The 22027-nt window shown below is 73.7% G+C and carries 18 protein-coding genes and 1 tRNA gene; 4 read left to right on the top strand and 15 right to left on the bottom strand.

The window, feature by feature from the left end:
* Window positions 1-20: 20 nt before the first annotated feature.
* From ACIRBX_RS28895 to ACIRBX_RS28885, 3 genes are all read right to left on the bottom strand, one after another.
* Window positions 21-233, bottom strand: a complete 213-nt coding sequence (locus ACIRBX_RS28895; protein WP_402301052.1) for a DUF397 domain-containing protein — start codon at window positions 231-233, stop codon at window positions 21-23.
* Window positions 230-1087, bottom strand: coding sequence for a helix-turn-helix domain-containing protein (locus tag ACIRBX_RS28890; protein WP_402301050.1), 858 nt, complete (start codon window positions 1085-1087; stop codon window positions 230-232). The genes ACIRBX_RS28895 and ACIRBX_RS28890 overlap by 4 nt, the downstream gene beginning before the upstream one ends.
* Before the next feature lie 325 nt (window positions 1088-1412).
* Window positions 1413-2156, bottom strand: a complete 744-nt coding sequence (locus tag ACIRBX_RS28885; RefSeq protein ID WP_402301048.1) for a GPP34 family phosphoprotein — start codon at window positions 2154-2156, stop codon at window positions 1413-1415.
* Window positions 2157-2433: 277 nt separating this feature from the next.
* On the opposite strand from ACIRBX_RS28885, the gene ACIRBX_RS28880 reads away from it, so the two are divergent.
* Window positions 2434-4347, top strand: a complete 1914-nt coding sequence (locus ACIRBX_RS28880) for a D-alanyl-D-alanine carboxypeptidase (protein ID WP_402301046.1) — start codon at window positions 2434-2436, stop codon at window positions 4345-4347.
* Window positions 4348-4365: 18 nt separating this feature from the next.
* Here the strand turns inward: ACIRBX_RS28880 and ACIRBX_RS28875 are convergent, their stop codons facing one another.
* From ACIRBX_RS28875 to ACIRBX_RS28855, 5 genes are all read right to left on the bottom strand, one after another.
* Window positions 4366-5301, bottom strand: a complete 936-nt coding sequence (locus ACIRBX_RS28875) for a YhjD/YihY/BrkB family envelope integrity protein (protein ID WP_402301044.1) — start codon at window positions 5299-5301, stop codon at window positions 4366-4368.
* 155 nt (window positions 5302-5456) lie between these two features.
* The gene (locus ACIRBX_RS28870; RefSeq protein WP_402301041.1) at window positions 5457-7040 is read right to left on the bottom strand and encodes a glycosyltransferase family 39 protein; all 1584 of its coding nucleotides are present in this window, start codon (window positions 7038-7040) and stop codon (window positions 5457-5459) included.
* 95 nt (window positions 7041-7135) lie between these two features.
* Window positions 7136-8683, bottom strand: a complete 1548-nt coding sequence (locus tag ACIRBX_RS28865; protein ID WP_402301038.1) for a carboxyl transferase domain-containing protein — start codon at window positions 8681-8683, stop codon at window positions 7136-7138.
* A 180-nt stretch (window positions 8684-8863) separates the two neighbouring features.
* On the bottom strand, window positions 8864-9460 hold the full coding sequence (locus tag ACIRBX_RS28860) for a phosphatase PAP2 family protein (protein WP_402301036.1): 597 nt from the start codon (window positions 9458-9460) through the stop codon (window positions 8864-8866).
* Between the two features lie 117 nt (window positions 9461-9577).
* The gene (locus ACIRBX_RS28855) at window positions 9578-10918 is read right to left on the bottom strand and encodes a diacylglycerol/lipid kinase family protein (RefSeq protein ID WP_402301033.1); all 1341 of its coding nucleotides are present in this window, start codon (window positions 10916-10918) and stop codon (window positions 9578-9580) included.
* A gap of 450 nt (window positions 10919-11368) precedes the next feature.
* Here ACIRBX_RS28855 and ACIRBX_RS28850 point away from each other — a divergent pair.
* Window positions 11369-11441 (top strand) — tRNA-Arg (locus tag ACIRBX_RS28850).
* Window positions 11442-11629: 188 nt separating this feature from the next.
* Here ACIRBX_RS28850 and murJ read toward each other — a convergent pair.
* The gene (gene murJ, locus ACIRBX_RS28845; RefSeq protein ID WP_402301030.1) at window positions 11630-14086 is read right to left on the bottom strand and encodes a murein biosynthesis integral membrane protein MurJ; all 2457 of its coding nucleotides are present in this window, start codon (window positions 14084-14086) and stop codon (window positions 11630-11632) included.
* A 303-nt stretch (window positions 14087-14389) separates the two neighbouring features.
* Window positions 14390-15403 carry a phosphatase PAP2 family protein gene (locus tag ACIRBX_RS28840; RefSeq protein WP_402301028.1) on the bottom strand — a complete coding sequence of 338 codons (1014 nt, stop codon included), beginning with the start codon at window positions 15401-15403 and terminating at the stop codon, window positions 14390-14392.
* Between the two features lie 359 nt (window positions 15404-15762).
* On the opposite strand from ACIRBX_RS28840, the gene ACIRBX_RS28835 reads away from it, so the two are divergent.
* A complete protein-coding gene (locus ACIRBX_RS28835; RefSeq protein ID WP_402301026.1) occupies window positions 15763-16734 on the top strand; it encodes a sigma-70 family RNA polymerase sigma factor in 972 nt (323 codons plus the stop codon).
* Window positions 16735-16909: 175 nt separating this feature from the next.
* Window positions 16910-17122: a hypothetical protein gene (locus ACIRBX_RS28830; RefSeq protein WP_402301023.1), complete on the top strand. Its 213-nt coding sequence runs from the start codon at window positions 16910-16912 to the stop codon at window positions 17120-17122.
* A 42-nt stretch (window positions 17123-17164) separates the two neighbouring features.
* Here ACIRBX_RS28830 and mscL read toward each other — a convergent pair whose 3' ends face one another.
* The 5 genes from mscL to ACIRBX_RS28805 all read right to left on the bottom strand — a co-directional run bounded on the left by mscL (window position 17165) and on the right by ACIRBX_RS28805 (window position 21842).
* Window positions 17165-17581, bottom strand: a complete 417-nt coding sequence (mscL, locus tag ACIRBX_RS28825; protein WP_402301021.1) for a large conductance mechanosensitive channel protein MscL — start codon at window positions 17579-17581, stop codon at window positions 17165-17167.
* Between the two features lie 74 nt (window positions 17582-17655).
* Window positions 17656-17949, bottom strand: a complete 294-nt coding sequence (locus tag ACIRBX_RS28820) for a hypothetical protein (protein ID WP_402301019.1) — start codon at window positions 17947-17949, stop codon at window positions 17656-17658.
* A gap of 399 nt (window positions 17950-18348) precedes the next feature.
* Window positions 18349-18663 (bottom strand): FmdB family zinc ribbon protein, encoded by a 315-nt coding sequence (locus tag ACIRBX_RS28815; RefSeq protein ID WP_402301017.1) that lies wholly within the window; start codon window positions 18661-18663, stop codon window positions 18349-18351.
* Window positions 18664-18744: 81 nt separating this feature from the next.
* Window positions 18745-20043 carry an MFS transporter gene (locus ACIRBX_RS28810; RefSeq protein WP_402301015.1) on the bottom strand — a complete coding sequence of 433 codons (1299 nt, stop codon included), beginning with the start codon at window positions 20041-20043 and terminating at the stop codon, window positions 18745-18747.
* Window positions 20044-20342: 299 nt separating this feature from the next.
* Window positions 20343-21842, bottom strand: coding sequence for a potassium/proton antiporter (locus tag ACIRBX_RS28805; protein ID WP_402301013.1), 1500 nt, complete (start codon window positions 21840-21842; stop codon window positions 20343-20345).
* Window positions 21843-22027: the final 185 nt, after the last annotated feature.

The raw sequence follows: 22027 nt of genomic DNA, 5'->3' as shown, positions 1-22027 counted from the left end.
CGGGGGCTGCTGAGGGAGGCTCAGATCCGCCCGAAGGCGCCGGCCGCGGTGGCGGTGGCGAAGGCGGCCCAGGCGGCGTTCGAGAAGTGCAGCTGCGGGCCCTCGGGGTCCTTGGAGTCCCGCACGGCGATGGTGGAGCCGTTCGGCACGGCGATCTCGACGCAGGCGCCGTTGCCGCCGCTGTGGCTGCTCTTGCGCCAGGTCAGACTGCCTTGCGTGGACGTGGTGCTCATCTCTTGAACCCCTCTGCATAGGATCGGATCAGTGTGCGGCTCTCCGCCACGCTGAGCGCTGCGGCCCGCAGGTGGTCGTACAGATTGGTATAGCGGCGGACGTCGGCGTCCTTCTCCAGGTAGAGGTCGGCCGTCACTCCTTCGAAGTAGACGACCGTCGAATCCGCCGACTCGGGGAACTCCATCAGGGAGAATGTCCCGGTCATGCCGGGATGCGCGCCGTGGCGGAACGGGATGACCTGCAGGTTGATGTTCGGACGCTCGCTCAGTTCGATCAGCTGGTGCAGTTGGTCCGCCATCACCATCGGGCTGCCGACCTCGCGGGCCAGCACCGCCTCGTCCACCACGACCCAGAGGCTGCCCAGCGGGTTCTCACCGTTTATCCGGCTCTGCCGCTTCATCCGCACCTCGACCCGCCGCTGCACCGCCCCGGCGTCGGTGTCCGGCTGAGTGCCCTCGACGACCGCCGCCGCGTACTCCCGGGTCTGCAGCAGCCCCGGGACGAACGAGGACTCGTAGGCCCGGATCGAGCTGGCCTCGGCCTCCAGGCCGATGTAGACCGAGTACGGGATGTCGCCGAACTCGTGCCACCAGCCGCGCTGGCGGGACTCCCTGGCCATCTCCATCAGACCGGCCCGGACCCGCTCGTCGTTGACCTCGTAGACGTCGCAGAGGTCCCGGACGTCGCGCTGGCTGATCGAGCGGCGCCCGTTCTCCAGGCGGCTGATCTTCGACTGGGAGACCATCAGGCGGCCGGCCACCTCCTCGGCCGTCATGCCCCTCAGTTCGCGAAGGCGCCGCAGTTCGGCGCCGAGCCGGCGGCGCCGGACCGTCGGATTGATGTTGGCGGACACGTCGACCTCCGGCCGTACCTCTGGCGCACCGGGGTGCGGCGCGCCTCGGAAGAGTGTGGAAATTGGTACCAACCCCCCTGACGTGGAGCAGCATGCCATCCCGGCCCGTCCTGGCGTGCGGGAATGGCCTCTGCGCACATGAACGGATCATCTGAAATGCACTCAAACGGGATCTCGTCCCTTGCGCCGCAGTGCCCCGCTGCGGTAATGGGGATCGCCGTCCCCGGAACGCCAACGGGGCGGCCGTCCCAGACAGTTGACTGTCTGGGACGGCCGCCCCGCGAGCTGGTGCGCGTGTCGGCACGCCGACCGGTCGCGCGCTGGATCAGCGCGCCACCGCCCTGCCCGCCAGACCCCGGCCGGTGGCGCCGCCCGAGGTCGGACGGCTCGGTGCCGGGTGCCCGGTGGCCGCGGGACGCGACGGTGCCGCGCCCCGGGCCTGCGTGGGCAGGCCGTTCTGAACGTCCATCACCGCGTGGGCGACCATGCCGCCGAGCGGGTCGTACCGGATCAGGTCGCGCAGCCGGGACCGCGACGACCTGCCCTCGTTGCCCGGGTACAGGTGCTTGCCCAGGCCGACGGCGTGCGCCAGCGCGGCCAGCGCGGCCGTCCTGGGGTCCGGTGGGACCCCGGTCCGGATCGCGGTGTCCAGCCGCTGCTTGATGGCGGCGTTGGTGCAGTCGTCCGACGCCTGGTACCGCGTCGTCGGCAGCACGCCGCACACCTGTCCCGGCACGGCGGTCACCATGCCGCACCGCTCCAGGTGCGCCAGGTAGGTCTGCCGCAGCCCCAGGCGGGGCCCGCCGATCCAGTGTGCAGCTCGCACGGGACTGCCACGACGGCGCAGCAGTTCCAGTGCGTGGTCCAGGGTCGGATCACCGGTCGGCCGTGCCATCACCACGGCAATCCGGTCCCCGTCAGGGACGATCCGCCCGGCCAGGGACAGCTCGACGAGCTGTGCCCCGGCGAGTCCGAGGTCGAGGGTCTGCGGCTGCGCCGTGGTGCCCGTGGTCGGGTCCAGGGCGAGCAACAGGAGTTCCTCGGGAATAGTTCTACGACTCTTGCCCATCCAAGCCTCCCCGCGTGGATGAATGACAGCGTGACGCCTCTCACAGCGGCTTGTCGAGTACGCCTCCGAATTGTGACCTGGCGGTGGGGGCGGGAACCGGGCCCACCGGGCCCCGCGTCTGAGGCTTGGTATGCCCCCCGACGGGCCGGTCCGAGCGAATAACGGCCGGTCGGGCGGGGTGTGACGGTCGTTACGGTCCCGGTAGCGGAGACTGGAGAGCTAACCGGCGGGCGGAAAATCCGTTCGGCCGGTCCGGCGGACGAGGAGGATGGGTTACGTGGGCGAGTCCCCCGACAAGGTGCGGCGTGACGGGGAAACGGTGGAGGAGGAGGCAGCGGCGCCGGCCACCGTGCCGAACGGCTCCACCGTCCAGCTGAGGGTCCGCGATGTGGACAGCCGGACCACCATGCTGAGACTGCCGGTGGACAACGCGACCACGCACTTGCGGGTGCCGGACGAGTCCGCCGAGCCCGTGGAGCCCGCCGAGCCTGCGAAGCCCGTCGAGTCCGCCGAACGCGCTGAGCCCGTCGAGTCCGCCGAACGCGCTGAGCCCGTCGAGTCCGCCGAGCGCGCTGAGCCCGTGGAACCGACGGAGGAGCCTGCGGAGGCCGCCGCGGCGCCGGTCGCCGACGAGCCGCAGGCGGCCGAGGAGGCCGGGCCCGCCGGGCCGGTCGCGGCTGTCGAGTCGGTCGGGTCCGTCGAGGAGGCTGCCGAGCCCGAGCCCGCTGAGCAGCCGGAACGGCCGGCGGAGCCGGTCGCGCCCGCGCCCGCGTCGGCGGTGCCGCCCGTGCCGCCCGTTCAGGCCGTTCAGGCCGAGAAGTTCGAGAAGCCCGCCCCGGTCAAGCCGCCGGTGCAGGCGTGGAACGTGCCCGAGCCGACCGCGCCGCCGGTGGTCGAGCCGGAGCCGCTGCCCGTGCCGGAGACCACCTCCGAGGCGATGGAGGTGCTGGCCGCGCTCTCCGCCCGACCGGTCTCGCCGTTCCGACGGGCGGTCAAGCGGATCACCATCTGGACGGTCTTCCTGGCCGTGGTGATCGGTGCGGTGGTGGTGGCCCAGCTGCTCCGTCCGCTGCCGGACCCGAAGACCAAGCTCTCCCTGGCGGGTTCGTACACCTTCGCCGGGGACCAGCTGACGGTGCCGTGGCCCGCCAAGGGCCAGGCCGCCGCCGAGGTGGTCGGGGTCGGGACCCTCGGGAGCTCCGGCCCGGAGACCCCGGCGCCGATCGCCAGCGTCACCAAGGTGATGAACGCCCACCTGATCCTCAAGGCCCACCCGTTGCGGAAGGGTGAGCCGGGCCCGGTCATCACGGTCGACAAGCAGGCCGCCGCCGAGTCCGCGAACACCGACGAGTCCCGGGCCCAGCTGACCGAGGGTCAGAAGATGACCCAGTACGAGGCGCTCGAACTGCTGATGCTGCCCTCGGCCAACAACGTGGCCCGGCTGCTGGCCCGCTGGGACGCCGGCTCCGAGGCCGCGTTCGTGGAGAAGATGAACGCCGAGGCCAAGGCGCTCGGCATGACCAACACCACCTACGCCGACCCGGCCGGCTACGACAACAACACCAAGAGCACCGCGAAGGACCAGCTCAAGCTGGCCCGCGCGGTGATGGACGACGAGGTGTTCCGTCAGGTGGTCGCCACCCCGGACATGACCTTCAACAACCAGCGGATCTACAACACCAACGGGCTGCTCTCCGCCCGCAACGGTGTGATCGGCGTCAAGACCGGCTCCAGCACCCCGGCCGGCTCCTGCCTGATGTGGGCCGCCACCAAGGAGATCGGCGGCACCAAGCGGCTGATCCTCGGCGTCACCCTGGGCCAGCCCGCGACCGCCACCGACAACCTGCTGAAGGCCGCCCAGTCGGCCAGCCAGAAGATCATCACCAGCGCGCAGAACGGCCTCACCGGCCAGACCCTGGCCAAGCAGGGCGAGGTGGTCGGTCAGGTGGACGACGGCCTCGGCGGCACCGTCCCGGTGGTCGCGGCCAAGGACCTGACGGTGGCCGGCTGGTCCGGCGTCAAGGCCGAGCTGACCATGAAGACCGAGGGTCTCGGCCACACCGCCAAGGCCGGCACCCAGGTCGGTACCATCGCGGCCGGCGAGGGCGAGGACCGGGTCGAGGTGCCCGTCACGCTCCAGTCGGACCTGGCCCCGCCGTCCATCGCGTCCCGCCTGCTGCGCATCCTCTGACGCTCCGGCAGCACCCCTTCAACGAGCCCGGCCGCCCCAGCGGCCGGGCTCGTCGGTCGTACCGAGCAGCCGCGCCACGACGGGCTCCTCGGCCAGCACCCGGCCCAGCGAGATGGCCAACGTGACGGCGGAGAACAGCACGATCAGCCAGCTCAGGCTGGTGAACACCACGCCGTACGGGCCGAACCGGTCCACACTCTGGGCCACCGCGCGCGGCAGGTAGAGCTGGGCGGCCAGGCCGAGGCCGAGCACCGCCACCCCGCAGAGCACGGCACCCGGCAGCAGCGGGAACCAGCGCACCCGGTTGCCCAGCAGCAGGTGCTGGGTCCACCACCAGAGTGCGGTGGCCAGCAGCAGGTAGAGCGGCAGGCCGAGCCAGGGGCCCGCCCCGAAGCCCTTGCGCACCGGCGCCTGACCGACCAGGAAGGCCAGCCAGACCACCAGCCAGGCCAGCCAGCGCCAGGCGGCCAGCCGGACCCCGGACTTGGGCAGCTCCCAGCACCGCTCGCAGACCCGCTGCATGGCCCGGCTGAGCGCGGTGGCCGAGAGCAGGGTGACCAGCGCACCGACCACCCCGAAGCTCTGGGTCACGTCGTCGCTGCCGGCCGCCATCAGCTGCCGCACCTGCTGCTGGGCCTCGCCCTCGATGCCGAGCTGGTCCTTGAGCGAGCCGACCACCCCGTCCCGGACCGAGGCCGGGGCGAAGACCGCCACCACGAAGAGCGCGGGCAGTGCGCTGAGGAACGCCTGGGCGGCCAGCCGGGTGGCGTTGTCCAGCAGGTTCACCCGGATCAGCTGGCCGACCGCCCGGCCGACGAGCGGCACCCGGTCGGGGAGGCCCTTGGCGGTGGCCGTGAGGGCGGCGGAGCGGGCCTTGAGGCGGTCACCGCGGCTGCCGCTGCCGCTCTCCTCGCTGCTGCTGCTGTCGCGGCCGGCCGGTGGCGGCTGGGTCACCTGTACCTCCGTCTGGCTCGGCCCTGCCCCCACCGGCCATCCTCACCCGGGCGGTCCGGTGCCGCATCCGCTGGCTGACGCTCCGTCACCCGCGTGGTGACCCCGCCCCGAGGACCCCGCTCCGAGGGTTCCGCTCCGAGGTTTCCGCTCCGGGGTCACCGCCGTACCAGGAGGACGACCGTCAGGCCCCGGACGTACTGCACCCGGGCAACGGTGAACTCCGCTCGCAGGGCGACGGTCTGAGCCGACGTCAGGCCGGTGAGTGGATCGCTGACCGTCGCCAGGTTGACCACCCAGGTCCGGGGCGCGGTGCCCAGGCAGTGGGCCGGGGCCGGGCACTCCACCGGATAGAGGTCGTCCGCCTGCACGGCGCTCCGCTCGACCAGCAGCGGGGGCGGCCGGACGCCCGACGGCAGGTGGTAGGCGATGCCCGGGCCGACCATCGCCCACGCCTGCTCCCCGGCCACCGGCACGATCCCGTCGCCCGGCCGGTACCCCGCCGCGACCAGTGCGGCGGCGCCGCGGTAGTCCCGGTCATCGCTCCCGAACGCCACGTACCCGCTGTGCCCGTAGCGCTGACGCATGCTCAGCTGCGGGAAGGCGCCCAGCGCCAGCGACAGCAGCACCAGGGAGACCGCCACCGCCGCCGCCAGCCGACGGGGCGCCACCCGGGCCACCGCCGTTACGGCCGCAGCCACCCCGCCGCCGGCCAGGGCGGCCCAGGCCGGGACGGTGAAGAGCAGGTAGCGGGCGAGGAAGTAGGAGGACGGGCCCTGCGAGAGCAGCCAGACCGCGACCACCGGCAGGGTGCCGAGCAGCAGCACGCGGACGGCGGCACGGGTCCGCCCGGGCCGCAGCAGGGCGAGCCCGGCCAGCAGGCAGAACAGGGAGAGCACCTCGTGGGAGTCGAGGATGCCCGCCCACACCAGGCGGAGCTCCTCCGCCCCCGGCCGGCCCAGCCAGCCGAGTTGGCGGCCGGACTGACTCCGGCCGAGCAGCGCCACCGGGACGGCCGGCAGCAGGGCCGGCAGGACGGTCAGCAGCCACGGGCCGGTCGGTCGCCGGAAGCCGGGCGTGGCGTCTGCGGGGCTTGTGGGGGTGGGGTCTGTGGGGTCAGGGTGTGCGGGGGTGGGGTCTGTGGGCGTGGGGTCGGGTACGGGGTGGTCGGACCGACGGTGCGTCAGGACCAAGGCCGCGTGGCCGGCGAGTGCCGCCAGGGAGACCAGGTGGAGCACGCCGCCGGCCGCCACCGCCAGCCCGTACCAGGCCCAGTGGCCGACCGTCGGCCGGTCCAGTGCTCGCAGCAGCAGCCAACTCCCGGCCGCCACCGCACAGGTGACGAGGGCGTAGCTGCGGGCCTCCTGGGCGTACCGGGAGACGGTCGGCACCGTGGCCAGCAGCAGCCCGGCCGCGAGGCCGGCGGTCCCGCTGCCGTACACCCGGCGCGCGGTGAGCGCGGCGAAGGCGGCGGCCCCGGCCATGGCGAGGGCGGAGGGCAGTCGCAGGGCCGGCACGGAGGAGCCGAACAGTCCGCTCCAGACGTGCATCAGCAGGTAGTAGGCACCGTGGCTGGCGTCCACCCGGCCGAGCATGCCGAACAGCTCGGGCCAGTTGCGCGAGGTGGCGCTCCAGGTGGCGAGCTCGTCCCGCCAGAGCTCCGGGGTGCTGATCCCGAGCAGGCCGACGGCCAGCGTCAACAGGGCGGGGAGCAGCCAGGTCAGGGTGCGGTGCGGGCTCACGGTGCTCGTCTGACTGTGCGGGGCCGGGTGGTAGGAGCGCCGTCAGGGTAGGGGCGCGCTCCTGGTCGGTCGGTCGGCCGGCATCGGCCCGGGGCTCAGCCGCCGCCGAGTCGGCGGTGGCGTGCGGCCCGTGCTGCCAGGCGCTCTCCGTCCGGACGGGCCGTCAACCCGGCGAGCGCGGTACCCACCGCACGGGCGACCCGGGGTGCGAAGCCGGGGTCCGGTGCACCGTCCCCGCCCTCCGACAGGATGTGGTCGACCAGGCCCGCCGCCATCAGGTCGGCGGCCCCGATGCCCTGCGAGCGGGCGAGCTCGGCCGCGTGTGCGCCGTCCCGGTGCACGATCGCCGAGGCGCCCTCCGGCGGCAGCGGGGCCAGCCAGCCGCTGCTCGCTGCCAGTACGGTGTCGGCCGGCAGCAGGGCCAACGCCCCGCCGCCCGAGCCCTGGCCGAGCAGCACCGCCAGTACCGGTGAGCGCAGTGCCACCAGGGTCTCCAGGGTGCGGGCGATCTCCAGCGCCAGGCCGTCCAGCTCGGCACGGACCGAGAGTTCGGCACCGGAGGTGTCCACCAGCGTCACCAGCGGCAGGCCGAGCTGCTCGGCCGTCCTGGCCGTCCGGCGCACGCTGCGCAGCTCGGCGGCGGTGAACGGCCGCTCCTCGCCGGGGCGTTGTCCCACCACCAGGGCCGGCTGCCCGTCGAACCGGGCCAGCGCGCGGACCAGGGCCGGGCCGGGCGAGGCCAGCTCCAGCCACCCGGGATCGGCGGCGGCCAGCACCGCGTCCGCGCCCGGTCGCTCCGGTGCGCGGCTGCGCAGCACCGCTGCCCAGGCATCGGCGGCCACCGCCCGGTCGGCTGCCGGGGGTGGTTCGGGGGCAGCGGACGGGTCGGTGGGCGCGGCCGGCGGGTCGGCGGACGGGCCGGTGGACTGGTCGGTGGGCGCGGCCGGTGGGTCGGTGGACGGGTCGGTGCACGGGGCCGGCGGGTCGGCGAGGACGGCCAGGGCCCGGGCCACCGTCTCGGCGAGCCGCTCCGGCGGGACCACCGCGTCGATCAGCCCGTGCGCCGCCAGCGTCTCGGCCCGCTGCACCTCCTCCGGGAGCTCCACCCCGCGCAGCTCCCGGTAGACCCGGGGCCCGAGGAAGCCCAGCCGGGCGCCTGGCTCGGCCAGCACCAGGTGGCCCAGCGTGCCCCAGGAGGCGAACACCCCGCCCATGGTGGGATTGCGCAGGTAGGTCAGATAGGGCAGTCCGGCGGCCCGGTGGGCCTGCACGGCGGCGGTGATCCGCACCATGCAGAGGAACGCGGCAGTGCCCTCCTGCATCCGCGTGCCGCCGGAGACCGGCAGGGCCAGCAGCGGCAGTCGCTCGGCCGTGGCCCGTTCCACCGCCCGGGTGATCCGTTCGGCGGTGGCGACCCCGATCGATCCGCCCAGGAAGCCGAACTCCGACACCACCAGGGCCACCTGACGGCCCGCCATCCGGACCCGGCCGGTGGTCACGGCCTCGTCCAGCCCGGTCCGCTCGCGGGCCCGCAACAGTGCCGCCCGGTAGTCCGGGTCGTCCGGCGGCAGTCCCACCGGCTCGTCCCAGCAGGTGAAGCCGCCGGTCTCCGCCAGCAGCCCGATCATCCGCTCCGCCGTCAACTCACCCTCCCGGTCAGGTCCCTCCGGCACCATTCCCGGTCCGGAGGGCGTCAGCCTGTGGCGGTGCTCACGCGGGGCGCCCCGGCTGCTCGGTGGCCCGGCGGTGGCCCGGCGGCGCCCCGGCCGTCCGGGCTCGTGCCGGGGCCGCCGTGGCCGGGGCCGGGGCCGTCCGACCCTCCGTCAGTCCTGCTGGGCCGCACCGAAGGTGCCCACGCCGACCAGGCGGACCGCCGTGGCCGCCGCGACGCCGAGCAGCGAACCGGCCACCACGTCCCCGGGGTAGTGAACCCCCGTGTGCACCCGCGAGTACGCCACGGTGGCGGCCAGCAGGGCCAGCGGTACGGCGGTCTGCGGGACTTCGGCACCGACCGCCACCGCGAAGGCGAAGGCCGAGGCCGAGTGCCCGGACGGGAAGGACGCCGAGCTCGGCATCGGGACGTGCCGGGCCTCCGGCACCAGCGCACCGGCCCGGTCCGGGCGTTCGCGCCGTACCAGGTTCTTGCCCAGCAGGTTTGCGGTGGCCGAGGCCAGGCCGATCGCCGCCACTCCGAGCACCGCCGCCCGCCGGGTCGAACCGCCGCGCAGCGCCAGCAGGCCGGCCACCGCGAACGACAGCTTCGAGTGGTCGGCCGCCGCCGACAGCCGCCGCATGACCCCGTCCAGCACGGGCGTCGGCGTCGCCGCCACCGCGCCGTACACCGAGCGGTCCAGCGCCGCCAGGTCCGTCACCACCGCTTGGGACAGCGGCCACCACCTACCGGTCGTCGGGCTCCGCATCGACCGTCACCTCCCTCGTCATCACTGTCATCCTCACCCACCACCGGCCCCGACCTCCGCACCGGCACCCGTTCGGCCGCCACCATCCGGCCGTTGCCGGCCGGCCCTGACGGGCGTTCAGGCGGCCTTCCCCGGGTCCTCGCCCGCCGCGGCCTCACCGGTGGCCAGCCGCCAGACCCGCCGCCAGTCCCGCAGCGGGGCCACCGTCTCGGCGCCCGGCCGGTCCCTGGGCACCCGCACCCGGAGTGCTCCGGGCCGGATGCCGCACCGTACCGGGGTCGGCAGGGTCAGCGCCTCGCCGTCCACCGCGACCGGGATGGTGTCGGTGCCGGCCTCGGCCGTCACGGTCACCTCACGGGCCGTCAGCACCGTCAGCCCCTGGGCCTGTTCCCCCCGGAGTGCCAGCTCGGCGGCCTGCGCGGCGCCGTCCACCTTCAGGCTCAGCACCCCGAGCCGGCCGGTCTCCAGGCTGGGGCGGCTGCCCGCGCCGAGCAGGTCGCCGGTCTCGTACGGGTTGTTGCTGACCAGCACGGCCTGCGGGTCCGTCAGGCGGGTGCCGTCGGCCTCGGCGGTGAGCCGGGCGCCGATCTTGTTGGCCAGAAGGTCGGGCAGGGCGCCGAGGGCGGTGACGGTCTTGTTGTCCCGGTAGTCCGGGCTCTGCACGATCTCGGCGTAGGCGCCGAACGAGACCGTGTTCACGAACGGCAGGTCCGCCACCCGGCCCAGGTCGACCCGCAGCTCGATGCCGTCGGTCAGTGCGTCCAGGCAGGTGGACGGGTCGTTGCGGTCCAGACCGAGGTCCATCGCGAAGTGGTTCCGGGTGCCGGCCGAGATCACCAGGAACGGGAGGTCGTGCTCGGCGGCCACCTCGGCCACCAGCGCCTGGGTGCCGTCACCGCCCGCCACCCCGAGCAGGTCGGCGCCCTCGGCGACCGCCCGCCGTGCCAGCTCGGAGACGTCCTGCCCGTCCAGCAGCACCACCCGGGCCCCGCGTGCCTCGGCCTTGCGGACCAGGTCGAACTTCTCGACCTTCCCGCCGCCGGACTTCGGGTTCATGATCAGCACCGGCTTGCGGGCCCTCGGCGCGGCCGGGGTCCGGTCGGCGCGGCGGGCCCGCTTGTCCAGCCGCAGCGCCTCGGTGGCGGCGGCCATCCCGCCCGCCCAGAGCGAGACCGTCAGCACGGCCTCCAGCCCGAGCCCGCTCTGCACCAGGAAGCCCAGCACCCAGACCGGCGCCGCCACGGCCAGCACCGCGCCGAACACCCGGGGCGCCCCCCGGTGCGCCACCGCCCACCAGGCCCCGGCGGCTGCCACTCCGAGCCCGATCGCCCCGGCCAGCACCACGCCCAGACCGCGCCAGCCGATCATCAGCACCAGCACCACCGCCGCAGCCCCGGCACACCCGACCGCCACCTGGGCCAACCGCTGCACCCGCACCGCAACCTCCCGTTCCGTCACCTTCACACCCCCGTCGCCTGTACCCCCGACACACCGTCAAACCCGCATCCTGCCCCACCGGACCCACCTGCACTGCTCAACCGGCCTCGTGCCGGGGCGCGCGCCCGGGAGGGCCGGTCCTGATCGTGGTTCTCGTCATCGGTTCCGCGGAGCCGGGCTGCTCACGGCGATCGAGGTCCCCGCGCCCACGACCAGGGCTGCCCCGACCGGCCCGGCCCCGGCCGCGCCGCGGCGGCGTTCTGCAGCTGCCGGGCGGGACAGGGAGCCCCCGGCGGTCCCTGATCGACAGTCAGGGGCATCGTAGCCACGGTCGGCGCCGGGGCGGCCCGGATCGGTGCCGGACCGGTGGGGCTGATCGGCGGCAGCGCGATCCGCTAGTCTGTGTCCGGTGCTCGCTCCAGGCTGTCCGGACGGTCGCGTACGGGATCCCGGCGAGTGCACCGCAACCCCGCCTCATTAGCTCAGGGGATAGAGCACGGCTCTCCTAAAGCCGGTGTCGCAGGTTCGAATCCTGCATGGGGCACGGTAAACGCGCTGGTCAGAGGCCCTGCCGTCCACAGGACGGCAGGGCCTCTGCCGCTCTGGTACACATTGAGTACAGGTCAGGCCGGACGGTCGTCGGCCGAAGACGTGACGGAGGCCGGCCCCCCATCAGGGAGCCGGCCTCCGTTCGTGTCTGCTGAGGGGCCGTCAGGGGCCCGCCCGGGCGGGTCAGCGGCGGTGCTTGCCGTTGCCCGGGCCGGGGTCGGCGGCCGGGGCCGGGGCCGGGGTCGGGGCCGGGGTCGGGTAGGGGATGCGGAGCTTGCGGGCCAGCGGGGCGACGGCGGGGCCGGCGCCGAGCGGGCGGGCGAGCAGCAGGACCGAGGCCAGGATCAGGACCGAGCCGGCACCGAGGGAGAGCAGGGCGGCGATGACCTCGTTCGGGACGAGGTCGGAGACGGCGCCGGTGAGCCAGTAGGCGGCCAGGCCACCGGGAGCGCAGGCGGCGGCCAGCGCGAGGTGCAGCACGACCAGCTTGACGCCGTCGAGGCCGCTGCCGGCCGGGGCACGGCGGGCCCCTCCGGAGCCGAGCCCGAGACCCGTGCCGAGCACCAGGGTGGCGTCCGGCGGGAGGTCGGCCCGGGCGGGCGGTGCGGCGTGGCCGGCCGGCGCGGTGGTGCCCTCGCGGCGTAGGCGGCGGCCGAGCGCCCGGCCGGTGAGGGCCACGCCGAACAGCACGGCCAGGGTGTGGGCGCCGGCCATGCCGACGATGATCCAGCGGCCCGGCAGCACCAGGAAGGCGAGGCCGGAGAGCGCGACGTTCCCGCCCGAGATGGCGGTGGTGAGCCAGAACGGGGTGCGGGCGTCGCTCATCGCGTAGAAGCCACGGGCCAGCGCGTACTGGGCGCAGAAGGCGGGGAGGCCGATCGCGAAGGCCATCAGGACCTGGGCGATCACCTCGACGTCCTCGGCCTTGACGTTGCCGTGGCCGTAGGCGAGGCGGGCGATCGGGGTGGCCAGCGCGAGGAAGACGGCGGCGGCGGGCACGATCATCCCGGCCGAGCTGCGCAGGGTCTGGGACAGCTCCCGGCCGACCTCGGCGAAGCGGCCGGCCGTCACCGAGCGGGACATGTTCGGCAGGATCGCGGTGACCAGCGAGACGGTGATGATGCCCTGCGGGACCACGAAGAGCAGGTAGGCGTTGTTGTAGGCGGTGTAGCCGAGGCCGATGCCCGTGAAGCCGTCCGCCTCGGCGGAGGCCAGCGCTCCGGTGGCCAGGTTGGTGATGCCGAGGAAGCAGAGCTGGGTGACCACGACCAGCATCAGTGCCCAGCCGGCCGCCTTCAGCGGGGCGGTCAGGCCGGAGCCGCGCCAGTCGAAGCGGGGCCGGAAGCGGAAGCCGGAGGCCCGCAGCGAGGGCAGCAGGGCCAGGGCCTGGACCAGGATGCCGAAGGCACTGCCGAGGCCGAGCAGCAGGGCCCCGCCGCTGGAGACGGCGGAGGCGTTCTCGGCGAAGTCGAAGAGCACCATGTAGAGGCCGAAGACGGTGATCACCACGACGTTGTTCAGCACCGGCGCCCACATCATCGCGCCGAACCGGTCACGGGAGTTGAGCACCTGGCCGAGCAGGCCGAACAGGCCGTAGAACAGGATCGCCGGGAGGCAGTACCGGGCCAGGGCCAGGGTCAGCTCGCGCTGGGCGGTGTCGTCCGGGCCGTAGTTGGTGTAGGCGTCGACGATCGCCGGCGCGGAGAAGAAGGCCACGGCGGTGATCCCGATCAGGGCCACCCCACAGACCGTCAGCAGCCGGTTGGTGTACGCCACGCCCTTGTCGGCGTGCTGCTGGGCGGCCCGGACCAGCTCGGGCACGAAGACCGAGTTGAGCACCCCGCCGATCAGCATGATGAAGATGGTGTTCGGCAGCATGGTGGCCACCGCGTAGCCGTCGCCGACCTTGGCGACGCCGATCGCGGCGGCGATCACGGCCGCCCGGACGAAGCCGAGCGCGCGGGAGCTGAGCGAGCCGAGCGCCATGATCATGCCGTTGCGGGCGGTCCGGCCGGCCTTGGCGGCCTCGGACTCGGCCTCGGGCTGCTGCTCCGGCCGCGGTGCCTGGGGCCGCGCGGGCGCGGTGGCCGGTACGGCGGTCAACTGCATGGTGGCGTCCGGCATCCCGCCCCCGGCGACCGGGACCATCGGGGCGACCACCGGGACGGCGGGTGGCATCGGCGGAGCGGACGGCATCGGGGGAGCCGCCTGCTGACCCGGTCCCTGCGTCTGGCCCGGGTACGGCGGCCGGGGCCCGGGGAGCTGGGACTGGCCGAACTGCATGGTGGGGTGGCTGAGCGGCTGGCTCAGCTGCATCGTCGGGTGGGGCTGCGGCTGGACCTGGCCGAGCTGCACGGTCGGCTGGGCCGGGGGCTGCTGGCCGGGGATGCCGTACGGGCCGGGGGCGTCGTAGCCGTAGCCGTAGCCATCGGGGCCCGGGACGGGGCCGGGCGGAGCAACGGGAGCAGCGGGTGCGGCGGCGGGTTCGTCGCGGAAGAAGCCCTCGGGGAACCGGCTGTCGGGCACCTGGCCACTGCCGCCCTGGCCATCGGGGCCGGGGACGTCCGGGCCGTGGTGGAACGGCCCGGCGGGCGGCTCGCCGTAGGGGTTGGCCGGCTCGTCCGTCCTGTGCATGGTCATCCGACCCCCGTCACTCGGTGCCTGGGCAGCGGAAGTGCGGCGACTGCCCGGCCCGGCCGGGCGCAGGCACACCCGGCCGGAGAAGTCTGCCGCACCGTGGCACCGACTGGGGAGCCCCGTGCCGTGTGCCGGAAATCTCTCCGGCCCGGGCGGTCGGCATGCTGACGGAGCGCCGTGCGTCGTGAAAGTGCCGGTTCAGGGTGATTTTTCCGCTGCCGATAGGGAGTGAATTGGTTGATGATGCCCTGCCCGATCCCTCCCCATGCCGCCCGGAGGTCTCCATGTGATCCTTCTCACGATCCGTCAGGAGTGCGGTCCGGTACCGGTCCTGGGGTCCGAAGCGGGACCGGGGGTGCGGCCGGGGTCCGGTGCGGGGGGTCGGTGCGGGCTGTCGGCCGAGGTGGCGAGGGGTGGCGGTGCGGGGAGCGGGGCGTCGGAGGCCGGGGCCGGAGCCGCGAGCACCCGCTGCACCCGGGGTCTGGTCCGCCAGCCGACCCGGCGGACGTCCCGGGAGAGCGCACCCGGCCGCCAGAGCTCGATCGCCAACGTGACGCCGCCGATCACCAGGACGGCGGCCAGCCAGCCGGCCAGGACGTCGCTGGGCCAGTGCAGTCCGAGCGCGATCCTGGTCCAGCCGATCGTCAGCACGGACAGGCCGGCCACGGTGCAGGCGGCGATCCGGCCGGTCCGGTCGGCTCGGGGCCAGACCAGGATCACCAGGGCCCCGCAGGTGATCGCGGAGGCGAGTGCGTGCCCGGAGGGGAGGGCGAAGCCGTCGGCGGAGGCCACCGGATCGCGGAAGGCCGGGCGCTCACGGCCCGTCAGCTCCTTGCCGAGCGCGCTGGTCAGCCAGCCGGTCAGTATCAGGGAGGCCGCCCAGCCGCCCAGGGTGCGGGCCCCGATGGCCCAGAGCCAGAGTGCCGCCAGGGTGAGCAGCCCCCGCATGGTCACGGTGCTGCCGATGTCGGCCAGGGTCTGCATGGAGGCCGACCACATCGGGTGGTCGACGGCGTACTCGTGCAGGGCGGTGATCCAGCTCCGGTCCAGGTGCCGGAGTGGTCCCCAGCCGCCGAGGACCAGCAGGACCAGCACGGCCAGCAGGGTGGCCGAGCCCAGGCTCGCGGCGGTGCAGGTGAGCAGTTGCCGCCGTCGGCGCAGCGCGGCCCGGCCCTCGGGGGTCCGCTGGTCGGGGCTCCGGCCGCCCGGGGGCCGGCCGCCGACGGACCGGCCGCCCCGGCCCCGACCGCCGAAGGACCGGCGGGGCAGGCCGTTCGGGGGCACGACCTGGGCGCGGGCGCCGGAAATGGGCGGGTACATGACTAACACCTTCCCAGTGGGGGTGCTGGTTCGGGGGTGGTGCGGATCGCGATTCGGCATCTTTTGTGCGGAGAAGCTGCGGATGGCGGGTGTCCGTCCGTTGTGCGGACTGGGGGGTGGTTCGGGGCTCCGCAGGTCAACGCCCCGTAGTCCGTGCATCACACACCGTCGACCACCGCGCGGGAAAAGTCGCAGGATACTGCATGCCGGGAAGAAACTGGGCGAGTTGGGAATGTTGTCCTATTTCTGTGCGTTGGATCGTTACGTGTGAGCCTCCTGGGGCCCGCACACCTTTGCCCCGGCTGACACCCGGCGGGGAGGGATCCAGGCAGATCGGCACCAGCAGCAAGGGAGCAAGCATGGCCACTCGTGCCGTCGTTCGCGACAAGGCCGACCGGACTCGCACCGCCCGGCCGAACAACCTTGAGGCCGACCGTGACCTCGTCGGCATGTACCTCGACGAGATCGCGCGCACGCCGCTGCTCGACGCCGCCGAGGAGGTGGAGCTGTCACTGCGAATAGAGGCGGGCGTCTACGCCCGGCAACTGCTGGAGGAGGGCACGCTCCCCAAGGGCGTCAAGCGCGAGGAGCTGGAGGCGATAGCCGAGGACGCCGAGCGGGCCAAGGACGTCTTCATCCGGTCGAACCTCCGGCTGGTGGTGGCGGTGGCCCGGCGGTACCCGCGCAGCGGTCTCCCGCTGCTCGACCTGATCCAGGAGGGGAACGCGGGCCTGGTCCGGGCGGTCGAGAAGTTCGACTACTCGAAGGGCTTCAAGTTCTCCACCTACGCGACCTGGTGGATCAGGCAGGCGATCACCCGGTCGATCGCCGACCAGTCCCGCACCATCCGGCTGCCCGTGCACCTGGTCGAGGAGCTCGGCCGGATCCGCCGGGTGCAGCGCGAGAAGTCGAAGGAGCTGGGCCGCGAGGCCGATCCGGCCGAGGTGGCGGCCGAGCTGGACACCACCGAGCAGCGCGTCAAGGACGTGCTGGACTGGGCCCGTGACCCGGTCAGTCTGAACATGTCGGTCGACGACGAGGGCGAGACCCAGTTCGGCGACCTGGTCGAGGACACCGGCGCGGTCTCGCCGGAGGACGCCGTCATGGTGATGCTCCGACGGGAGGAGCTGGACGGGCTGATCGGCCGGCTGGACGACCGGACGGCCTCGATCATCCGGTCCCGGTACGGGATGGAGGACGGTCGGGAGCGGACGCTCACCGAGGTCGGCAAGCAGCACGGGCTGACCAGGGAGCGGATCCGCCAGATCGAGAAGCACGCGCTGGCCGAGTTGAAGAAGATCGCGGACCACGCGGGCTTCGAGGCGGCCTGATCGCCGGCCAGCAGGTGGGCAGGTGATCGGCGGACGCGTGGCCGACGGCAGGTCGGTGGCGTCGGGTCGGCGGTTCGGACGGACCCTGCCGGGGCTTCGGCCCCGGCAGGGTCCGTCCCCGTTGCGGCCTAGGCTGGGTGGCGAGCGGGCGGGACCGAGCTGAGGAGTGGTGGCAGTGACCGAGCAGGTGGAGGAGCCGGGCCAGGGGGCCGAGCAGGAGAAGGGGGCGGAGTCGAAGGCGCGGCGCAAACTGGTCTTCGAGGATCCCTTCGACCGGCAGACCAGTGACGACACCGACCGGGGTTGGGGCGGCTCCGAGGGTGGTGGCGGCGGTGACCGGGGGCTGGACTGGTACCTGAGTCAGCGGCCACCGCACCACGGGGGATGACGGCGCGGCAGCCGCAGGGGGAGGGGACGGGGTGAGGCGCCGTCAGCGCTGGCGGACCAGGGCGTCGCGGATCTCGGTGAGCAGTTCGACCTCCTTGGCCTCCGCCTCGGCGGCCTCCTCGGTCGGGCTCTTGTAGCGGGCCATCACGCGCTTCATCGGCACGATCAGCGCGAAGTAGACCACCGCCGCGGTGATCAGGAAGGTGATCAACGCGCTGATCACCGAGCCCCAGAGGATGAGGATGCCGGACGTGACCTTCCCGTCGGCGTCCACCGCGCAGGGGCCCTTGAGGCAGGACGAGTAGGCCGACAGGTCTTGGGCGCCGAACGCCCCGACCAGCGGATTGATGACGCCGTCGACGAAGGCGTTGATGACTTTGGTGAAGGCCGCGCCGATCACGACGGCTACGGCGAGGTCGATGACATTGCCGCGAAGCAGGAATTCCTTGAAGCCCTTCATGTCGCGCTGAACGACGGTCGACGCGGATGGTCACGGGTGAATTCCACCGCTGCCGGTTGACGGATCGTCACTGGTCAGGACGGTGGGGCGGAACCGGTGCAGCGGGGCAGGGCGACCGCCTCGGCCGCGGGGACCGGCCCGGAGGGCGGGCGCAGCGGGCCGGCGGCCAGGGCGGTGGCGGCGGCCAGCAGGCCGGTGGCGAGCAGGCCCGGCCGGTGCCGGACGGCCTGCTGGAGGCGGTGGCGCCCGCCGGAGCCGCGGCGGATGGGCGGGAAGGCCGGGACCTCCCGGCGCGGCGGGACGGCGGGGGCGGCGGCCGGGGTGGTCGCCCGGGCGCCGGAGGCACGGGTGTGCGGGGTGGTGGTCATGGGGCACCGACTTCGATCCGGCCCCCGCCTGCTGCGGGAGCGTCGCGGGATCAGAGTGCGGCGCGGGGGAGGAGAGCGGCCGGGGTTGTCCACTGCCTGTGGACAACCTGTCCCTGTGGACAACGGGCTTCACCCGCACGGAGGAGGGGCTGAGCCCCCTGGGGCGGGAGGGGCTGTCGGGACGAGCGCCCGAGCAGGGTGCCCGAGCGGAGCGCCCGGGCAGGGGAGGGACCGGCAACCGGCCCCCTGGGCCTGGAGGGGCTGTCGGGACGAGCGCCGAGCGGAGCGCCCGGGCAGGAGAGGGGCCGGCAACCGGCGGCGAGTGAGCCCCCCGTGACGGCAGGGGGAACGCCGACGGCCCGGCACCTTGCGGTGCCGGGCCGGACGGGAAGGATCGATTCAGCCGGCCGAACCGGAGCCGGAGCTGCTGCCGCCGCTCGACGCGGCCGGAGCGGCCGACGGGGTCGAGGACGACGCCGGGGTCGACGAGGTCGAGGTCGAGGACGACGACGAGGAGCTCACCGAGCTGCTCGACGACGACCGGCTGTCGGTGCGGTAGAAGCCGGAGCCCTTGAACACCACGCCCACCGCGGAGAACACCTTGCGGAGCTTGCCCTGGCAGTCCGGGCACGTGGTCAGGGCCTCGTCCGTGAACTTCTGGACCGCCTCCAGGCCGTGGCCGCACTGGGTGCACTGGTACTGGTACGTGGGCACGTGTTCTTCCTCCTGGCCGTCCCCCTGGCACTCTCACCTGGTGAGTGCCAACAGTGGTCAATGATGCGGCATTCCGCAGGATCAGTCCAGCGCCGCCGATGTGAGAACCGCCGCCTGCCCACCCGCGCGCTGCCCGCCCCGGGCCACGGTACGGCTCGCGGGGCTCGGCGGGACCAGCAGGTGGCGCAGCGTCAGCAGGGCCACCAGGCCCAGGCCGACGCCCACCAGCGGCACGGTGAAGCCGGCCGAGGCGCCGTGGCCGTCGATCAGCCGGCCGGCCGCCGTGGAGCCCAGGGCCAGGCCTAGGCCGATCGCGCCGGTGAGCCAGGTGAAGGCCTCGGTCTTGGCGCCGTCGGCGACCAGGGTCTCGACCAGGGTGTAGCCGGTGATCAGGGTCGGGGCGATGGCCAGGCCGCAGAACAGTGCGGCCACGGTCAGGGTGGCCAGGTTCGGCATCGCCCACAGGGTGGAGCAGCCGGCCAGCAGCAGGGCGTAGCAGGCGAGCAGTCGCTGACGGGCCGAGCGGCGCCAGTTGACCAGCCCGTAGATCACGCCGGCCACCATCGAGCCGCCGGCGAAGATGCCGTAGACGATGCCGTTCATGTCCGGCTGGCCGACGTCCTTGGCGAAGGCGGTGATGGAGACCTGGAGGGCACCGAAGACGGTGCCGACGCCCAGGAAGGAGGCGGCCAGCAGCTTGACGCCGGGGGAGGCCAGCGCGGAGACGTGGGCGACGCCCTCGGTGCGCGGGTGGCGGGCCGGGGCGGTGGCGCGCTGGGCCGCGAAGGCCAGGCCGCCGACCACGGTGAGCGCGGCCTCGGCGATCAGCGCGGCCGAGGGGGAGACCCCGGCGGCGATGCCGGTGGCCAGCACCGGGCCGATCACGAAGGTGAACTCGTCGGTGACGGACTCGAAGGCGAAGGCGGTGTTCAGCGTCGCCGGGGAGTCGGAGAGCTTGGCCACCCAGCGGGAGCGGACCATCGCGCCGATCTGCGGCACGCTGGCACCGGCCGGGGCGGCGGCCAGGAAGAGCGCCCAGACCGGGGCGTGGCCGAGGGCCAGGGCGATCAGCGCGCCGACCGAGACCGCGTGCACCGCGACGCTCGGCAGCAGGACGGCGGACTGCCCGTAGCGGTCGGCCAGCCGGCCGGTCTGCGGGCCGATCAGGGCCTGCGCGACGGCGGAGACGGCGGCCACGGTGCCGGCCGTGCCGTACGAGCCGTGGGTCTCCAGGACCAGCAGCACGATGCCCAGGCTGAGCATCGCGTAGGGCAGGCGGGCCACGAAGGCGGGTGCCAGGAACGTCCAGGCGCCGGGGGTGCGGAGCAGGGCTCCGTACCCGACGCGGGTGGGGTCGTCGACCGTTCGGCGGGCCGTCACGGTCGGTCCTTCCTGCTGCCTGGTAGCGCAGTGGGGGTGTGGGTGACCCCGACCGGCGCCGAGAGCCGTCCTCTCGCGCGTCGACCGGGGTTGTTACCGGCCCGGAGGGCCGTGGGTGGGCCTCCGGGCGCAGCCGCCGAGCGGTCGCGCCAACTCTGCTTCAGGCAGATGTAGCGGGTGTTTTCAGTTCGGTGCTTCAGAAGATCTACTGGCTCATTCTACGCGGGTAGCGTCGCTCCGCCACCCCTCCGCGCCGGTGAATTCACGGTGAACACCCACGCGGAGGAAGGAAAGCCAGGTCAGGAGCGGGACCGCCCGCGCAGCCAGCCGGCCAGCTTGCCGCCCTCGTCCACCGCGCGCAGCCGCTTCTCGGCGGCCTCGCTGACCTCCTCGGTGGTGACCACCAGCAGCTCGTCGTGGGCCCGCAGCACGGTGGCGCGGTCGGGGACGAAGCTGCTGCCGTCCCGGACGACGAGGGTGACGGCGGCGCCGGGCGGCAGCCGCAGCTCGCCCACCTCGACGCCGGACATCCGGGAGTCGGCGGAGAGCGCGACCGAGAGCAGCTGGCCGTGCAGCCGCTCCAGCGGGGCGGACTCGATGCCCAGGTCGTGGCCCATCGAGCCGTCGCCGATCTTCAGCCACTTGGCGACCAGCGGCAGGGTCGGGCCCTGGAGCAGGGTGAAGACCACGACCAGGATGAAGACGATGTTGAAGACCTCGTTGGCCAGCGCCGAGTCCTGCTGGAGCACCAGCGGGATGGTGGCCAGCACGATCGGCACCGCGCCGCGCAGTCCGGCCCAGCTGAGCAGGGCCTGCTCCTGCCAGGGGAGTCGGAACGGGGTCATGGTGGCGAAGACCGAGGCGGGCCGGGCGACGAAGACCAGCACCGCGCCGATCACCAGGGCGGGCACGATGGCCGAGCCCATGTCGGCGGGGGTGCAGAGCAGGCCGAGCAGGACGAACATGCCGATCTGCCCGATCCAGGCCAGCCCGTCGGCGAAGCCGCGCACCGCCGGGCCGTGCGGGAGCTTGGAGTTCCCGAGCACCACGGCGGCGATGTAGACGGCCAGGAAGCCGGAGCCGTGCAGCAGCGCCCCGCCGGCGTAGGCGCCGACCGCGAGCGACATCACGGCGATCGGGTAGAGGCCGGAGGAGGGCAGCGCCATGTGCCGCACCGCCCAGGCGCCGAGCTTGCCGACCGCCAGGCCGACGGCCGCGCCGATCGCCAGCTCGGCGATGATCGTGCCGAGCAGCACGTACCAGGAGTCCAGCGGGCCGGTGGTGGCGAAGGCCACCACCAGGATCACCACGGGGGCGTCGTTGAAGCCGGACTCGGCCTCCAGCAGGCCGTTCAGCCGGGACGGCAGCGGGACGGTGCGCAGCACCGAGAAGACCGCGGCGGCGTCGGTGGAGGAGACGATGGCGCCGAGCAGCAGCGAGGTGCGCCAGTCGAAGCCGGCCAGCAGGTGGGCGCCGAGCGCGGTGACCCCGACGCTGACCGCGACCCCGAAGGTGGCCAGCACGGTGGCGGCGGGCATCACGGGTTTGATGGACCGCCAGCTGGTCTTCAGTCCGCCCTCGGTGAGGATCACCACCAGGGCCGCGTAGCCGAGCACCTGGGTCAGCTCGGCGTTGTCGAAGGCGATGCCGAGCCCGTTCTGGCCGAGTGCCACGCCGATGCCGAGGTAGATCAGCAGGCTGGGGAGGCCGGTCCGGGTGGAGAAGCGCACCGCGACGACCGCGAAGAGCAGCACCACGGCCACTTCGAGCAGGAAGCGGTTCAGGTCGTCGACAGTCACGCAGTGGCACCTCGGCGCAGTCGGGGGCTGGCGGTCGGGGGAGCTGGCTGTGCTGATGGGGCGTCTGGAGGCGGTCCCGGCAAGGGGATCTGACGCTCGGTCAGCCAGGGATCGTTACCGAGTCTAACATTTTACCTGGTCTTTTACATCTGGCCGGACGGGTTCCGCTTTCCCGGGGGCCGGTA

This window comes from Kitasatospora sp. NPDC096147 (assembly GCF_044763225.1).
Taxonomy (GTDB): domain Bacteria; phylum Actinomycetota; class Actinomycetes; order Streptomycetales; family Streptomycetaceae; genus Kitasatospora.
This window is presented reverse-complemented; position numbering and strand designations above follow the sequence as displayed.

Excerpts from the sequence above, each read along its gene's own strand:
- ACIRBX_RS28860 (WP_402301036.1), bottom strand. The coding sequence starts at position 9,460 with ATGCGGAGCCCGACGACCGGTAGGTGGTGGCCGCTGTCCCAAGCGGTG.
- ACIRBX_RS28885 (WP_402301048.1), bottom strand. The coding sequence starts at position 2,156 with ATGGGCAAGAGTCGTAGAACTATTCCCGAGGAACTCCTGTTGCTCGCC.
- murJ (WP_402301030.1), bottom strand. The coding sequence starts at position 14,086 with ATGACCATGCACAGGACGGACGAGCCGGCCAACCCCTACGGCGAGCCG.
- ACIRBX_RS28895 (WP_402301052.1), bottom strand. The coding sequence starts at position 233 with ATGAGCACCACGTCCACGCAAGGCAGTCTGACCTGGCGCAAGAGCAGC.
- ACIRBX_RS28820 (WP_402301019.1), bottom strand. The coding sequence starts at position 17,949 with ATGACCACCACCCCGCACACCCGTGCCTCCGGCGCCCGGGCGACCACC.
- ACIRBX_RS28840 (WP_402301028.1), bottom strand. The coding sequence starts at position 15,403 with ATGTACCCGCCCATTTCCGGCGCCCGCGCCCAGGTCGTGCCCCCGAAC.
- mscL (WP_402301021.1), bottom strand. The coding sequence starts at position 17,581 with ATGAAGGGCTTCAAGGAATTCCTGCTTCGCGGCAATGTCATCGACCTC.
- ACIRBX_RS28835 (WP_402301026.1), top strand. The coding sequence starts at position 15,763 with ATGGCCACTCGTGCCGTCGTTCGCGACAAGGCCGACCGGACTCGCACC.